The 16,617-nt window shown below is 42.3% G+C and carries 17 protein-coding genes; 3 read left to right on the top strand and 14 right to left on the bottom strand.

Annotated elements, in window-relative coordinates:
• Positions 1-40 precede the first annotated feature (40 nt).
• The 4 genes from AC0VYH_RS05485 to AC0VYH_RS05470 form a co-directional block, all read right to left on the bottom strand.
• The gene (locus AC0VYH_RS05485; RefSeq protein ID WP_430244650.1) at positions 41-523 is read right to left on the bottom strand and encodes a hypothetical protein; all 483 of its coding nucleotides are present in this window, start codon (positions 521-523) and stop codon (positions 41-43) included.
• Positions 520-2,205 (bottom strand): PucR family transcriptional regulator, encoded by a 1,686-nt coding sequence (locus AC0VYH_RS05480; RefSeq protein ID WP_475366792.1) that lies wholly within the window; start codon positions 2,203-2,205, stop codon positions 520-522. The genes AC0VYH_RS05485 and AC0VYH_RS05480 overlap by 4 nt, the downstream gene beginning before the upstream one ends.
• Entirely contained in the window at positions 2,195-3,220 is a 1,026-nt protein-coding gene (locus AC0VYH_RS05475; protein WP_475366791.1) for a pyridoxal-phosphate dependent enzyme, read from the bottom strand. Before AC0VYH_RS05475 ends, AC0VYH_RS05480 begins: the two co-directional genes overlap by 11 nt.
• A 213-nt stretch (positions 3,221-3,433) precedes the next feature.
• Entirely contained in the window at positions 3,434-4,861 is a 1,428-nt protein-coding gene (locus AC0VYH_RS05470) for a sodium/glutamate symporter (protein ID WP_430244659.1), read from the bottom strand.
• Between the two features lie 365 nt (positions 4,862-5,226).
• Here AC0VYH_RS05470 and AC0VYH_RS05465 point away from each other — a divergent pair, with 365 nt between their 5' ends.
• A complete protein-coding gene (locus AC0VYH_RS05465) occupies positions 5,227-5,985 on the top strand; it encodes a Cof-type HAD-IIB family hydrolase (RefSeq protein WP_371018191.1) in 759 nt (252 codons plus the stop codon).
• An 86-nt stretch (positions 5,986-6,071) separates the two neighbouring features.
• On the opposite strand, the gene AC0VYH_RS05460 is transcribed toward AC0VYH_RS05465, so the two are convergent.
• Positions 6,072-6,620 carry a FixH family protein gene (locus AC0VYH_RS05460; RefSeq protein WP_475366790.1) on the bottom strand — a complete coding sequence of 183 codons (549 nt, stop codon included), beginning with the start codon at positions 6,618-6,620 and terminating at the stop codon, positions 6,072-6,074.
• 268 nt (positions 6,621-6,888) lie between these two features.
• Between AC0VYH_RS05460 and AC0VYH_RS05455 the strand changes: the two genes are divergently transcribed.
• A complete protein-coding gene (locus tag AC0VYH_RS05455; RefSeq protein WP_303530082.1) occupies positions 6,889-7,302 on the top strand; it encodes an excalibur calcium-binding domain-containing protein in 414 nt (137 codons plus the stop codon).
• Positions 7,303-7,363: 61 nt separating this feature from the next.
• Positions 7,364-8,014, top strand: coding sequence for a class D sortase (locus tag AC0VYH_RS05450; protein WP_475373410.1), 651 nt, complete (start codon positions 7,364-7,366; stop codon positions 8,012-8,014).
• 191 nt (positions 8,015-8,205) lie between these two features.
• On the opposite strand, the gene AC0VYH_RS05445 is transcribed toward AC0VYH_RS05450, so the two are convergent.
• The 9 genes from AC0VYH_RS05445 to AC0VYH_RS05405 form a co-directional block, all read right to left on the bottom strand.
• The gene (locus tag AC0VYH_RS05445; RefSeq protein ID WP_194220564.1) at positions 8,206-9,150 is read right to left on the bottom strand and encodes a ribose-phosphate diphosphokinase; all 945 of its coding nucleotides are present in this window, start codon (positions 9,148-9,150) and stop codon (positions 8,206-8,208) included.
• Positions 9,151-9,385: 235 nt separating this feature from the next.
• Entirely contained in the window at positions 9,386-9,883 is a 498-nt protein-coding gene (locus AC0VYH_RS05440) for an SdpI family protein (RefSeq protein WP_475366788.1), read from the bottom strand.
• Between the two features lie 119 nt (positions 9,884-10,002).
• Positions 10,003-10,968, bottom strand: coding sequence for an aldo/keto reductase (locus AC0VYH_RS05435; RefSeq protein WP_475373409.1), 966 nt, complete (start codon positions 10,966-10,968; stop codon positions 10,003-10,005).
• Between the two features lie 74 nt (positions 10,969-11,042).
• Positions 11,043-11,459: a GNAT family N-acetyltransferase gene (locus AC0VYH_RS05430; RefSeq protein WP_475367461.1), complete on the bottom strand. Its 417-nt coding sequence runs from the start codon at positions 11,457-11,459 to the stop codon at positions 11,043-11,045.
• A 172-nt stretch (positions 11,460-11,631) separates the two neighbouring features.
• A complete protein-coding gene (locus tag AC0VYH_RS05425) occupies positions 11,632-12,441 on the bottom strand; it encodes an ABC transporter ATP-binding protein (RefSeq protein ID WP_194220560.1) in 810 nt (269 codons plus the stop codon).
• Between the two features lie 15 nt (positions 12,442-12,456).
• Entirely contained in the window at positions 12,457-13,458 is a 1,002-nt protein-coding gene (locus AC0VYH_RS05420; RefSeq protein ID WP_475366785.1) for an NAD(P)/FAD-dependent oxidoreductase, read from the bottom strand.
• Between the two features lie 12 nt (positions 13,459-13,470).
• Positions 13,471-14,445 (bottom strand): FecCD family ABC transporter permease, encoded by a 975-nt coding sequence (locus tag AC0VYH_RS05415; RefSeq protein WP_475373779.1) that lies wholly within the window; start codon positions 14,443-14,445, stop codon positions 13,471-13,473.
• 59 nt (positions 14,446-14,504) lie between these two features.
• Positions 14,505-15,554 carry a FecCD family ABC transporter permease gene (locus tag AC0VYH_RS05410; RefSeq protein ID WP_430245726.1) on the bottom strand — a complete coding sequence of 350 codons (1,050 nt, stop codon included), beginning with the start codon at positions 15,552-15,554 and terminating at the stop codon, positions 14,505-14,507.
• 60 nt (positions 15,555-15,614) lie between these two features.
• Positions 15,615-16,577 (bottom strand): iron-hydroxamate ABC transporter substrate-binding protein, encoded by a 963-nt coding sequence (locus tag AC0VYH_RS05405; protein WP_475366783.1) that lies wholly within the window; start codon positions 16,575-16,577, stop codon positions 15,615-15,617.
• Between the last annotated feature and the right edge of the window lie 40 nt (positions 16,578-16,617).

The raw sequence follows: 16,617 nt of genomic DNA, 5'->3' as shown, positions 1-16,617 counted from the left end.
GCCTCCATTACGTTTAAAGTATGTTCAAATAAGACAGCTCCTAAATCCAGTTCACTCCCCATAGACTGTGCAATAGAATCATATAAAATGTCATAATGACCGTTACAATCATGAAAATCACCGTAATAAACCTATAAGGTAGACCTTTTTTAAAAGTGATAATCGAAACAATAAACGAAATAGTAGCCATTGCATAGTAAGCAAAGAACAGCGGATAAAATGTATAAGGGCCTATAAACAGACAGAACACTGCAAACTGAAGAATGAAAGCTAAAAAAGAGAATGATAGCCATAGTAAGGAACTTTTGTACACCAATGCAGTAACAATCGACAATAGGAAAGTACAAGAAAGTAGGACGACAAGGGACCATTCGTAAACAAAAAACAACGATTCGTTCGATACCGCTAGAAAGTATCCAATAATTGATAACGGAAGAATAGCTAGTAGGAGAAGCGCATTTATCTTAATATAGCTTAATTCATTCAGCTTCAAATGATCATGACTTAATTCCGTTGAAGTCAAAAGCGTCCCTCCTTTAAAACGTCGGAATCTCTTAACCCAACCGACCAAATTTTGATGCTTAAATCAAGTAAAAACACGTCATCAGGATTCACTAAAGATAGCCTTGTCAACGATTCAATTTTTCTTAGTCGATACAGAAGAGACTGCCTATGAAGATTGAGCTTTCGAGCGGTTTGACTTACGTTCCCATTATTTAAATGATAGGCAGTGAACGTACCGATAAGATCCATCTTTCGCTTCTCATCGTAATCAACGAGCGGGGTGATCGTTGACATCGTAACCTCCTGCACATCCTTATCATACGAGAGACGTTGCAACAAACGATTGATTTTCGTATCTTCATAATCAATTCGACTGCCCGCGCCTTTTTGTTTTCTTCCAAGCTCTAGAGCTACGCATGCTTTACTGTAGCTGTCTTCGAAAACAATCACGCCATCACCATGCTGCGCGATCCCCCAAGTAAGCAAGACCCCAGGAAGCAATCGGCTCAACCTCCTCTCCAATAAGTCGAGGTATTGATTCACAAGTTCATTCGTTCCAGGGGTCGTTTCTAGAAAGATAAGTAGCTTCGATTCTTGAACGGTTGTCAGAACTCTCTTCTGAATCGTTTCTCCAGCAAGAAGAATTTCCTCGCTCACATAATAGATCATACTTTCAAACCAGTGTTGGTAAGAAGCAAATCCATCTTGATTTTTTCTGAATAGCTCCTCAAGATTATCAAGTTCCCCTACAACACAAACATAGGGTAGCGTGAGGTTATATCCGAGGAGTTTTCCTCTTGAAAGAAGACGCTCTTTCGATACAAATTCTCCATTTGCTAAACTAAGAATAAAATCATCCTTTAATCGTATTTCCGTCTCTTCAATCGCGCTATCTTTTAGAAAAGAAAGGGCCGCAGCAGTTGTGGCATGCTCAAGAAGATTCGTATCCAAATTGTTCGGATGATTAACGGAAAATATCACCATTTGACCCTGTTCCTTACCTGCAGACTGAATTCTCATCAACAGTCCAGGAGTATCACCAATGACGATTTTCTCCATTTTTTTATGAAGAGGATGAAGATTTCCATCATGAACAACGGTCACATGGCACTCACAGTGGCGTTGCCAATGAATAACATGTTCAGTGGTACACCCTGCTTTGCCTTTCACTCTTCCTAAAGGGTCAGTGATCAGGACAGGAGAGCTGAGATGTTTATGAACATAACGAGCTATATCTGAAAAGCTCCCGCCTTGAAGAACCATTTCTAAGAGACGTTGCTGTACCTCTTCTGATCGCTTCAGCTCTTCCTGCTGATAGTGATTAATTTTCTCCATACAAGAATGAATCACATCGGAAAACCGAATTTCCCAGGTCATTTCAATAAGAACAAAACCCCTCTGTTCTGCGAAGGAAATCACCCGTTTTGGAATATCATATAAATGTCGACCTGTTGCAAGGGCAAGGGCTGAAGCGCCTGATTCATAAACATCCTGGACAAAACGAAGCAAAGCATCTGAATCGTTGCCAAGACCCACGCCAGTGGAAAGAACGAACTCATACTGACGCACAAAATTTTCAACAGGTGTTTCAATTACTGAGACCCACTCGACTTGTTTTTGTTCGAGATGAGACTTTCCAGAAAGGACTCTTGCATCCGCAAGCATTGGTAACGTTGTGATTTCCCAAAGATTAACAGCCATCTTCATCATCCTTGTGTGCGGAAATGATCTCAAGCAAACGGTCAACATCCACATTACTCCCGCTTACAAGCGCCGCTGTTCTCAACCCTATTTTTCTCGTTTTTTTATGTAAAAGGACTGAAACAGCTGTTGCTGCAGCTCCTTCAACTCCAATCTGATGGTGTCGGAATAGAAAGGACATGCCACGCGCAATCTCTTCTTCTGAAAGCAACACGATATCATCCACGTAATTCTTCACCATCGTGAACGTGTATCGATTATCCGTCCCTATCCCACCTAGTAAACTATCAGCTAGCGTTGTTTCTTCAGGTATAATCACGGGACGATTCGCGCGAACACTTTCGTACATCACAGCTGCACGCTTCATTGAAACTCCGATTACCTGAATGTTCGGATTCGTCGCTTTCAATCCGAGTGCAATTCCTGATAGAAGGCCTCCTCCTGACAAAGGGATCACGCACGTATCGAGGTTCGGAAGTTCTTCAAGTAGTTCAAGTGCAATCGTTCCTTGTCCAGCGATGACTTCAGGATCATCGAATGGTTTAATAACCGTCATCCCTTCCCGATCTCGCAGTTCATAGCTAAACGCCTCAGCATCATCTTGATTTTGACCAGCTTTTCGAACTTCCGCTCCCATCTCACTAAGCTTCTTCACTTTATTTATAGGAACGCGATTCGAGATGCAAATATGTGCTCTCACTCCAAGCAGCCTTGCTACATAAGCCACCGCTAATCCGTGATTACCGGTAGAGAACGTCGTAACACCTTTCTTCCGTTCTTCCTCTGACAAACTCAGAATCTTATTGGCTGCTCCCCGCAATTTAAACGAACCCGTTTCCTGAAGGTTCTCTAATTTAAGATAAGCCGCTGTATCACTTACACTTGAAAGTCTTTCTGATTGAACGAGAGGGGTTGTTTTAATAAATGATGCAATGCGCTTCTTAGCGATCCAAATATCTTGGAGCGAAGGCGGGGTTACGGTTATTGGTTGAAGGCGATTATGGGAAGTGACCATATGCAATGATGCCTCCTTTGGGAGAGTTTAAATGATATGTTGCAAATTCGATATATTCTGTTAATTATATCGCAATTAGGGAAAAGTTTCTAATTTACTAGAACTTCATTTCTCAAAAGGGAGATCGTTTCATAAGGTTCACACGATCCCAACTGTTGCTCACTTTTCTCACGAAAAAAACGCCATTCCCAAAAATAGGAATGGCGCTTGCTTTTATTTATTCTTAATATGCTTTCCTTTACCAAAATAGAAGATACCTGATAAGATCCCTACGATCACCATAATGATCGAGAAAATCAGGCCAGCTACCGCACCAAATTGAACGATGAATGGTACAGATAGCGCCGTTACTAGTCCACCGCCAAGGAACGGCTCATAGACGAGCTGCTTGTAACCAAATGCTTCAAATGCTGGAGATTCATTATCAGGGTCAACGATGCGCATTAGTAGCAATCCAGTTGCTGTAACACCCATTGATTGACCGAAATCACCGATACCTCGTTCAAACCAGTAGTCTGGAATGATTTTTGGAGCAAGGGTAAGGAAACCAAATAAGTTCCATGAAATTCCTGCTACAGCCAATATTAAGAATGGCACGAGATACTCACCAATGACATCAAGGGAAACTGTTGCGATGGCTGTGATGATTAACACATCAAGCGCAAGTCCTTGAATACGATTGATCATACGACGATCAACAAGATTGTATTTATCTTTCTTGCTGAAGAAGACTTGAAGAATAATACCACCGAACATCGCGATCGGGAATAGCGGTATATACTTCATGAAGCTTGAGCCTGTCCAATTTGTAATCGTAATACTTTCTAGACCAATTAACCCCTGAAGAATTAACCAACCGATCAGAATCGCAAGCATCACAATTGATAAGTGAAACGATAGAGGTTCAATTGATTCAGGGCGAGTCGTCATTTTACCCGCTGGTTCACGATTTTGATATTCCATAATGCCCTGCTTACGTAGATCAGAGAAGCCATTCACGTCTTTGATCACTTTGGTTTTACCTCTACGAACGGCCCAGTTAATTAGAATAATACCGAAGATAACACCTGAAAGCACACCTACCGTCGCAAGACCGATAGCGAGGTCAAATGCTTCTTCAAATCCGAGCTCTTCAAATGTACTTGCCATACCTGCAGCCGTACCGTGACCACCTTCGAACGCTACTTCAATCAGCGCCCCAGCCATAGCCGGTATATCGAAGAATGGGGTTAAGATTAGAATGGCGACGAGTAAACCGATCACATATTGTCCCCAGCCAATCGCCCAACCGAATGCTAGTTGTGGACCACCAAATGTCCAAATATCTCGGAGCTTTGGCATTGTTGCTCCAAGAAATAGTGATGCAAAGACAACATTAATCATTAAACCTGGTAATGCTGACCATACTTCTATAATTGTGCCCGTCATAATTCCATTTGCGAGAAAATGATCTTCAGAAACGAAGTTCAGCATAATTTTCCCAAGCACTTGTGGCCCGAGAAGCAATGCGATAAATCCACCGATAATGGAGGAAGGTAAGAATAAGTTCTGTAAGACCTTTACTTTCAAACGAATGATCTTCCCTATTAGAAGAAAAACACCGATATACAACAACGCGAATCCAATTTGTTCCGGATTCATTTCTTTCACCTCTTTGGTTTTTATGATTCCTCAGCTAATGAGGCAGCTGCTTCACCAAATTGGTGATACGAACAGTCCACTTTTTCAGTTCCTCGAAAAAGAAACGATAAAACTTATTTTTGGAAATTAGTTATAGGTTTTTTTGTAGAAATACGTTGTGAAAATTTAAAATTTTTCATCTATTTTCCGATGAAAAAACGAGATTATGGCTACGCACCCTCCTAACAAATGAGATAAAGCTTTAATATCCCTGCTTTCTAACCTCTTAGGCACAATCATGTTATAATCGTTAAATGCAATATCAGGTCTTAGGGATCACGACTACAGTTCGACAAAAAAGTGTATTAAAATAGAGATAGCGAAAAATAGGAGTGGTAGAGATGGAAAAAGAAATCAAACTAATTGCATTAGATATGGATGGCACTCTTGTCAATCATGACGGAGACGTGTCAGAAGAAAATGAAGCGGCTGTTCAGCGCGCGAAAGAGAAAGGCATTCACGTCGTGTTAAGCACGGGACGCTCACTGCCTTTCTGCCGAGATATCGCAGAACAACTTGGACACTCCGCTTACTTAGTTACAGTAAACGGCGGACAGATTTTTGATAAAGAACTAAACCTAGTTGATAGCTCTCACCTGGATTATGAACTTGTTGAACGTTTGTGGGAACTAAAAGTGAAGCATGATGTGTATTTCTGGTCATCTACAACAGAAGGCGTATTTAATACACAAAAGCCGTTTGACCGAGAAATCAATGACTACACATGGTTGAAATTTGGCTTTGATATTAAAGACGATGATATTCGCAAAATCATTACTGATGAAGTCACAGCGAATGAGGCGTTTGAAGTAACGAATTCAAGCCCAACAAACCTTGAAATCAATCCATCTGGCGTTAATAAAGCTGCAGCACTCATGAAAGTTTGCGACTGGCTTGACCTTTCAATGGAGAATGTCATGGCCGTTGGCGATAGCATGAATGACATTGCGATGATACGCGAAGCTGGCTTTGGTGTCGCAATGGGTAACGCTCAAGACCGCGTCAAAGAAGCCGCAAACTGGGTGACTAAAGACTATACTGAGCACGGCGTTGCTTACGCTATAGATCAAGTATTGAAGGGATAATGGTGCCTGTCACCGCCCGAATAAACTCAATAAATGTCGAAAAAAGCGCAGTGGATTTTCTCCACTGCGCCTTTTCCGTTCCACACTTATTTCTCCGTGACTTCAAGCACATAAGGTTTATGTGTATGAAGCTCTTCCCCCTTCTCAACATGAACTTTCAGCTTGTACGTTCCTGGATCGGAGATTTCTGATGTCCCCTCATACATGCCTTCACCGTTCTCTTCTGTTTCTGTGTAGGTATGCTTTTCTTCTCCTTCTTTCCAGTATTCAAAACGCACATTAGCTTCTGTAAGGAGCTCTTCCTCTTCAGTAATTGTTGTCATCAGAACACCTGGATTCATCTCATCATTCTCAAGAGAGATGCTAACGTGTGCACCATGACCTTCGTGCTCATCTGTCTTCTCTTCAGAGATCATAACCTTAAAGGAAGACTCATCCATTTGTTCTTCTTCTGAAGACTCAGTCTCCTCATTCTTCGACATACTACCAGCCTCTTCACTGTTCATACTAGATTGGCTCGCCTCTTCACTAGAATTAGTGGCGTCATTTCCTCCGCCAGCCTCATCCCCAGCTCCTGAACATGCGCCTAGCGCTAACAAACAGGTAATCCCTATAGTAAGTGATAGTCTCTTCACTCGATCCATCTCCTTTTCCGCCTAACTTCCCTGCCTAGAGAAGTTTCTCTTTATACAAAGCTAACGGAAAAAAGATCAGCATAGATCACTCTTCACTCGAAAAATTAAATTCCCCAGGTATTCCCTCATTACTGAAACTCATTTTCTAACCGTAGTAAAATATTCTCTTTATTCTATTTATTCTGACATATTACATGAACTATCCACTGGAAACTGTTACCATATAACAAGGGATGGCAAAAAAATACTTAATCCGGGGAGGAAGAAGATGAAAAAACTCGTTTCTTTGTTAGCAACTTTCTTATTGGTATTTGGATTTACGAACGTAGGGTATGCAGCGGATGATAAGAATTGTGATGACTTCTCTTCTCAAGAAGAAGCGCAAAATTATTATGAAAGCAATGACCCTGATGCGGACCCAAGCGGCCTTGACCGTGACAATGATGGAGAAGCTTGTGAAACTCATTCCTATAGTGGATCTACTTCATCTGATGAAGAAGCAACATCAGGCGGCGAATCTTCCGATGAAGAAATGACTAGTGAAGAAAGCTCAGAAGCAGCTGACAGCGAAGGCGCTGAAATGGCCGATACAGCAACTAGCTATCCTGTTTATATGTTGCTTGGACTTGCTATCGCAGCATTCGGCTCTCTTCTACTATTAAAAAGACGCGTCCACTCTTAATGCACATACCATCCCATCGAGATAGGCGAACGCCTATCTCGATTTCTAAAGAAGGTGATCAATGGTGGTAAACAAGCTCAGTATTCTACTCATTTTAATCGGTCTGATTTTAACCGGCTGGAGCGGATATGAATGGTGGAGTCAGAAGAGTGTCACAACCTTTCAACCTGAAAAAGCCCAGGCCATTTCAAGGAATTGGGAGGAAACTGGTTATCAAAAGACAGTTAATCGAGAAGTGATTCAGACAAGTGATGCTACACCATCAAGTGAAGCATTTCATGCGAAAACAGGGGAAAAAATCGGTGAATTAACAATCCCTCAATTAGGATATCTCTACCCGATCTATTGGGGAACCGATGAACAAACGTTGAAACAGGGAGTTGGTATGTATGACACAGATTTCACAACTTTACCAAGTCAAGCAGGCCACACTGCACTTGCAGGACACCGCGATACCGTTTTTGACGGCCTTGATCAACTAAAAAAAGGTGATCGTCTTTACCTCACATTAGACGATACAACATATGAATATCAAATCCGCAAAACGTGGATTACAGACGAGCATGATCGTAGCGTTATTGTGGATAAGAATTCCCCCACTCTCACACTCACCACGTGCTATCCGTTTGATTACCTCGGCTCCGCACCAGATCGTTACATCATGCAGGCAAGTTTAATACAAGTCGATGACGGGAGTGACTCGCAATCCTGAGTTACCCCTAATTCGAAATGCCGCAACAAAATAGCTATGTTAGCTTATATTGTTGATACCTCGATTTTGGCTCATTCGAGTGAAATCATAGTTTCACTCGCCTTTCAGCTCTCTGATGACCAAGATCAACAACATTCATTAACAATTCCATATAAAAAAAGAGAACTGAGTCATCAGTTCCCTTCATCATGTTAGCGTATTTGACTAATCGAAAGCTTTTCCTGAACGATTCGAATCGCTTCAGCAAGTAGCGGAGCAATCGATAGGACTTTAATTTTATCAAGATCTTCTGAATCTGGAAGAGAGATGGTATTCGTTACAACCACTTCTTTAATGTTCGATTCAGCAATTTCTTCCGTTGCGTGACCAGAAAGAACAGCGTGGGTAAATGTCGCGTAGACGTCTTTCACACCGTTCTCTTCAAGAATGCGTGACGTAAACGTAACGTTTCTACCAGTATCAATCATATCATCAATAATAATCGCTGTTTTCCCTTGAACATCACCAATAACATTCACAGTGGATGGTTCTCCTGTGTCATAAGAGCGACGATCAATCAAAGCGATTGGCGCGTCTAGCATTGACCCTAATTTACGTGCACGAAGCGCACTGCTATTGTCGGGTGCCACAACAACAACATTTTCTAAATTTTTGTTCTCAAAATATTCAGCAAGGATCGGAATACCAGAAACTTGGTCAACTGGGATATTGAAAAATCCCTCAATTTGATTGGCATGCAAATCAATTGTTAACACGCGCGTTGCGCCCGAACGTTCTAGCATATTCGCAATCAATTTTGCTGTGATCGGCTGTCTTGGTCCCGTCTTTCGATCCTGTCTTGCATATCCATAATACGGTAGCACAACATTAATGGTTTTAGCTGATGCTCGTTTTAATGCATCAATCATAATCAAGAGCTCCATCAAATAGTCGTTTCCTGAGCCTGCGATCGATTGTACAAGGTATGTATCGCAACCACGGATGCTTTCCTCAACGTTCATGTGGATTTCACCGTCACTAAAGCGTTTAACGGAACAATTTCCAACTTTAACCCCAAGTGTCTCTACAATTTCTTGAGCCAACTCCGGATTTGAGTTCAAAGCGAACACTTTCACATCTTCTTCATGGCGTAGCATAGCGTAGCTCCTTTATCTTTCGTTTATCCCACGAATGTTCCATTCACAATACAACTGTGTATGAAGCATTTACATATGTATTTAGTTTAAACTTCTCCTCCACTATACCATACACGGAAGCTCAATTTCTGCAGATTTTTTTTGGAATTTCTATCAAAAACCACATATTTATTACTCTTCTTCATATATATACGCTTCATTTCGTTCACTCCAAATCAGATGGGAACTTTCCCCTTTACCTCCACCTAATTGATTGAATGATACATATGATAATTGAGCCAAATATAAGCGTGAGGAATACAGGAAGAATCCATGGTGTTAAGCCAACCTGTGAACCATTTGCCATTGATATGGTTTCGATTGTTATAACTGAAAACATGAGAGCGATTGTGTTCTTTAAAAAATGAATAAGAGCAACTGCCGTTCGATACTGTAGCTCAGCATTGCCTTTTGTAATGTGAACTACATAATTAAATACGTGCGGATAGCGCTCTAACATAGATAATCCACCCCACAGTAAAATTCCAAAAATAGGTAGAAAGAACAGCACCAGTTTACTTCCCCAATGATCTGCTTGACCCGCTACATCAAAATGAATGGGAACTTCTGATGGGAGACCTGACCAATTTAACAAAAGATAACCAAGAGAAAGACATAAGAAAACCAATCCAGCTATATCAAACAGTTTCTGAAGTATCGACTTTTCAATTTTAATTATCGGACGATCAGTCATTTAACTCCCCCCTTTTCATTACTTACGTTACTAGGGCTTCTCTAGTTTCAGAACAAGCATGCTAAAAATATAGCCCGCTCTCAAAATAAAAGTGAGCGGGCTAGAACACATACTTTCCATTACATCTTCGCAACTTTTCTTGACTCTTCATCAATTTTCTTCATCTCGTCTTGTGTCAGCTTAAATCCTAACACTTTCACATTATCTTCTGCATGCTTTAATTTCGAAGCTCCTGGGATGGCTACAACCGTGTCTCCATGGAAATGAACGAGCCAGTTTAATGCCACCTGTCCTGCTCCCACGCCATAAGCATTCCCAATCTCTTTTAACACATTAATAAGTGGCAGCGTTCTAGCTAATCCCTGTGGTTTGAACTGAGACATATGCTTTCTCGGTCCAGAAAGGTTTGCTGCTAAGTCGGGATGACCATGGAACTTTCCAGTTAAAATCCCCTGTTCAAGTGGAGAATAGGCAATGATCGTCACACCGTTTTGCTTCGCAAGATCGAGTACACCGTTTGTCTCAATTCTTCTATCGAGTAAGCTGTACTTCATCTGGTTAGAAGCAAGGCTTGCTTCGTGACGGTTCAACTCTTGAATCGCACGATCCATTTTATCGCGATTGAAGTTACTTACACCAACAGCGCCAATATGACCCTCTTTCACGAGCGAGGCCATTTGATTCATCTCCTTTTCTGGCGAGGAGAAGGAAAACGGTTGGTGCACTTGATAAAGGTCAATACGCCGACCCTTTAATGCGTCTTTTCGTTTTTGAATCGTTCCTGTAATCGATCCTGCTGTACGCAAAAGCGGCCACCATTTAGTCGCGATGAGCGCATCTTCTTCTTTTATTTCAAGACGATTTAACGCTCCAGCAAGGGCTTCTTCTGACTTTCCCTTTCCGTAAGCTTCCGCTGTATCGAACCAGTTAATCCCGCCGTCTAAGCTCATTTTCACAATTGCGTCCATATCGGCTTCAGAAATCGTAGAGAAATAGCTTCCAATTAAGCCGCTACCTTGACTAAATTGCCACGTTCCGAGGCCGATCGGAGAAATCTCATAATTTGTCTGTCCTAGTCTTCTCACGTCTTTGCCACATCCTTCATTAGTCTTATAACCAAGTATAGCATTCAGTGAAACAAATCTACTAAGATCAGAGTTTATGACTTCAATACCTTTTTAAACACATAGCTTACCTGATCATACGACATCTTTTCTTGATAAAAGCGATGAGCCTCTTTTTTAGCAATGCCTGAAGAAAGAGCCACTGCACCATACCCACTTTCAATTGCCCACTCTTCAACAAACGATAGCAGCTTTTCACCGTGCCCTTTCGAACGATGTTGTTCACTAGTGACAAGATCACATACCCAAACAAACCGTCCGTAGTAAAGTGTTATCATCGGCTTGAATCCAGTCACCGCCACGATTTCTTTTCCTTTGTAAAGAGCGAAAAGTCGGTACATATCCTTACGTTGAGCTTCTTCCACTAAAGCGAGATACTCTTTCTCATCCAAATGGGACCTAAGCTCCTTCATAATCTGATAGACATCAAGCCACTGTTCCTTCGTTTTCATTTCTTTAATCAAGAATATCCCTCCGGTGAATAAAAATAATGGATAATGAAACAAAAGTATTCCCCAGCCCAACTCCATAACTATAGGCATTCGCCAGACAAGAAACTGATCCTTCTTATCAGAATAACCTTCCGTCTCTCATCAAAAAAACCTGCCCCATAATAGGACAGGCTCATTCATTCACAGCAGCATAACTTAGTTCGTTACATAATCCATAAGGTAAACAAAGCGGTTGGCCAGAACGAGGATCATAAATAATATCACTTCGAACACCAAACACATCTTCTAATACATCAGATTTCATCACTTCAAGCGGAGTGCCCGTTTTCTTCACTTTCCCTTTTTTGATCGCCACCATATGACCAGCGTAGCGGCTGGCGTGATTGAGGTCGTGAACGACCATGACAATCGTGCGGTTTTCTTGAATATTTAACTTTTGAAGAAGCTCAAGCACTTCAAGCTGATGGGCCATATCGAGAAAAGTGGTTGGCTCATCTAGAAAAAGAATTTTCGTATCCTGAGCGAGCGCCATCGCAATCCAGGCGCGCTGGCGCTGACCACCAGAAAGCTGGTCAATCGGACGGTTGGCAAACTCTCCGATTCCCGTCATTTCGATCGCCCAGGCAATTTTTTCTTTATCTTCTAACGTAAGAGCTTTTAGTCCTTTCTGATGTGGAAAGCGCCCGTATGTGACAAGTTCTAGAACCGTTAGCCCTTCTGGTGCCGTGGGGTTTTGAGGAAGGATCGCTAACTCCTTCGCAAGGTCGCGCGTTTTCTGCTCATGAATGGCACGTCCATCAAGGTAAACCGTTCCACTTTTTGGCTTCATTAATCGAGATAGCGTTTTGAGAATGGTCGACTTTCCTGATCCATTCGCTCCAACAAGAGCCGTAATCTCTCCTTCAGGTATGGATAAATTCAGCTGATCTACAATGATGTTTTCCTGATAACCGATTTTAAGATCTTCTGTTTGAATCACCACACTCACTCCCTCCGCTTATACTTCTACAAAATCTTTATGGTGTGTAGAATACATCGCCATCGTTTCAGCCTCAGGATCAAGAAAGGCTTTCGCACTATTTAACGCCTTAGGTCCTTCCGCAAGACCGCCTGCTATGAGCGTTAAACGATGGGGATATGTGACGATATCTCCTACTGCGAAAACACCTGGTATACTCGTTTCCATTTTTGCATCCGTAACGACTTTTCCTTCGTTCATCGTCATTCCCCAATTTTGAATGCCGCCTAAGTCGAGATTAAATCCATGATTAACAAGGAGGGCATCGATTTCAACTACTTCTTTTTCACCTGTGTCGACATGAGTAAGAACAACCTGATCAATACGCTCCTTACCAATCACGTCAGATACGTAGCACGAACATTTGATGTGCGTTTCCGAGTTGTTCATCTCTGTGATACTACTTTCGTGACCACTAAAAGCCTCTCTGCGATGAACAATCGTTACTTTATCTGCAATTGGTTCAAGCCGATTCGCCCAGTCGATCGCCGAATCGCCTCCTCCAGAAATCAGAACGTGCTTACCTCTGAAGCTTTCCACACGATCCACGGCATAATAAAGGTTCTTCCCTTCAAAATGCTCCGCGCCATCAACTGGAAGCTTTTTCACTCCAAGCGTCCCATGTCCTATCGCTAAAATAACGGTCCGTGTGTAATGCTTTTCTCCATTATGACTCGTTAAGATATAGGTTCCGTCCTCTGCTCGCTCAAGATCGTCTACTCGTTCCCCAAACACCATTGTTGGATCAAATGTGCTCGCCTGTTCTTCAAGCTGCTTAATCAAATCAGCTCCGGAGACGCCAGGAATTGCTCCAATATCTCGTAGAATTTTCTCTGGATAGAAGTAGGTCACTTTCCCACCAACTTGCGGAAGGTATTCAATGACTTTCGTCTTAAGCTCGCGCATACCGCTATAAAAAGCTGTAAATAAGCCAATAGGCCCTCCGCCAATGATCGTCACGTCATATATTTCATTCTTCACATCGTTCGCCTCCTAAGCTTTTGCTCTAGCAAGTAAATATAAAAAGTATGGAGCTCCTATAATCGCAACCATAATACCGGCATGAATTTCTGATGGTGCAAGAATCGTTCGACCAATCGTATCAGCTACTAAAAGGACAAGTCCACCAGCAAGACCCGACAACGGCAATAGGAATCGGTGATCATTGCCGACTAACTGTCGAGCAAGATGTGGGCCAACAAGACCAACGAAACCAATTCCGCCACTAACTGACACACAAGCAGATGCAAGGGCAACAGAAGCACCTAGGAGCAAGAAACGCTCTTTCTCTACTTTCACACCCATTCCGGTCGCAAGCTTCTCACCAAAAGTTAATCCATCTAGCATCCTCGCTTTATAGAATATGAACGTAAATAAAACGATAATCCACGGCAGTAACGTTAGAACATGAACCCACGTCGTTCCCCAGATCTTACCGGCAAGCCAAATGGCAATGAATTGGTAATCGAATGGATCCATTCGCAGCGTTAAGATTGTAATAAGGGCACCAATACCCGCGGCGATGGCAATTCCATTTAGAATTAACCGCTGGGGCATCAATCCTTCTCTTTTACTATAAGAAAGGGCATAAATGATGATGGCCGTTGCACATCCACCAATTAATGCAAGAAACGGCATGAGTAGAATGGGTGCATCCGTTGTTTTTGGGAAGAAAGAAATGAAAATCACGACCATTAAGGCTGCTCCGCTATTGATTCCAAGGATCCCCGGATCTGCAAGGGCGTTTCGGGAGATGCCTTGGAGGATACAGCCTGAAATGGCAAGACCAGCACCGACGAGAACAGCAATCACAATTCTGGGTAAGCGAAATTCAAATAGAATCAACGATTGTTGCTCTGTTCCATTTCCAACTAGCGTGTTCAATACTTCAAGAGGACTTAATTTCGTTAATCCAGTATTCAAGCTAATTAAAAAGGTGATAACGATCAATAAGAGAAAAGTCGCCATAATGAAATACCGGCGGCGATTCCGTTTCCGCTGTGCGTCAAATAAAGAATCTAGATCCACTATAACTCCCTCCCTTCACGTCTCGCTACAAAGAGGAAGAAAGGAACACCGATAAGAGCAAATATCGCTCCGATTGGCGTTTCGTATGGCGCATTAACCATTCTTGCTCCCATATCGGCAACAATCATCAAGAGTCCTCCAAGAACGGCTGAGCATGGGACAATCCAGCGATAATCAACACCAACAAGAAATCTTGCTATATGTGGTATTACTAGGCCCACGAACCCTATTGGACCAACAGCTGACACGGCAGCACCTGCTAACACTAGTACAACAACTGCTGCTAGCGCTTTTATTAATTTCGTACGTTGCCCTAGACCAACAGCAACATCTTCTCCAAGACTAAGTAACGAAATCGATTTGGAAAGAAACAGCGCCACTATGAGGGCTACAATGATCCACGGCAATAGAATCTGAATTTGTGGCCACTTCAAACCAGCTGTTCCTCCGGCAAACCAGAAGGCAAGGTCCTGTGATAGCTGAAAATGAATGGCGACTCCTTCACTTACAGCAGTAAAGAGAGCACTCACAGCAGCCCCTGCAAGCACAAGCCGAACAGGCGAGAGACCATTTCTTGATAAGGAACCGATACCAAACACTAGTCCAGCCCCAATACCAGCACCTATAAAGGAAAACAGCATCAAATTGTTATAAGATAGACCCGGGAAAAAGGCAAAGCTAAGCGCAATCATCAAAGTTGCTCCTGCATTTAAACCTAGTAACCCTGAGTCAGCAAGAGGATTTCGCGTTACCCCTTGCATGATAGCACCAGCAACGGCAAAACTTGCTCCAATTAATATGTCTGCAACTGAACGCGGCATTCGAAATTCCCGAATGATCGAATGTTCTGTTGAGGTTGGATCAAATTGAAAAATCGCCTGCCACACTGTCATTAACTTTATATCCGCTGCTCCAAGCGCGATTGATAGTCCAAGACTCAGAATGAGGGCCGCACTACCAGCAACTAAAATAAGCATAGCCGTAACAGGTCGCGACTGAACAGCTAGCTGATCTTCTATTTTTGCAGTCGGCTCAACTTTCTTTGACATGTGATAACTCCTTGCTTTATGTAGTAAAGAACCCCGGTGCCAGGCACCAGGATTTCTTCATTATTCATTGTTTTCTTTAAATGTTTTCACGATTTGGTCTAGCTGACCTTCTACTGCAATTGGATCATAGTAATACATTTCTTCAAAGTTCATTTCATAGAGATGACCATTCTTCACAGCATCGAGGTTCTGCCAAAGAGCACTTTCCTTCGTTTCCTTTAGTACATCTTGATTATCCTCAGCGGCATACTCGGTATAAAACATGTGATCCGCTGCATATTCAGGCAATACCTCTAGTGAAATTTGTTTCCAGTTGTCTCCTTCAATCACTTCTTTTTGAATCTTCTCAGGTGCTTTTAACTCAAGAGCGTCGTAGATGACCTGACCACCACGACCAAAGTTATCTCCAAAAACATAGAAATCTTTTGTTTGTACTTCGTATATGCCAACCGTCTCGTCTTCCCCAATCACACCGTCTAGTTCTTCACGCGCTGCGGCTGCCTTTTCATCAAACTGTTCAATCCACTCTTTCGCTGCATCTTCTTTACCAGCGATTTCTCCCATAGCCGTTACTTCTTCATCTAGTGAATCATATGCTCCGAATGGAACTAGGACAGTTGGGGCAATTTTAGAAAGGAGATCGTATTGTTCTTGGTCCGTCACAATGATTAAATCCGGGTCAAGCGACGTTACTTTCTCAACAGATGGCGGCGTACCAATATCTTCAATATCCGCAATTTGTTCTTCTGTAAAATAAGGATTATCAAGAACAAATTGATCTGGAGCTCCTACTGGAGTAATTCCAAGCGCCAGGAAGTAGCCAACGTAATCGGTTGCAACAATTCGTTCAGGATTAGCTGGAATATCAAATTCTTGCCCATCAGGCAACGTAAAAGTTTTCATCTCATTGGTTTTCTCACCTTCACTTGATTCGCTTTTCTCATTCTCGTTCCCACACGCTGCTAACATAAGAACGAGCACAAGCATCAAGATAAAAGTAACCTTCTTTTTTGTAACTTTCATTATATGTACCTCTCCCCTTTGGTGATATTGAGATTCATTA

Source organism: Anaerobacillus sp. QJM3NY_32 (assembly GCF_056173645.1).
This window is presented reverse-complemented; position numbering and strand designations above follow the sequence as displayed.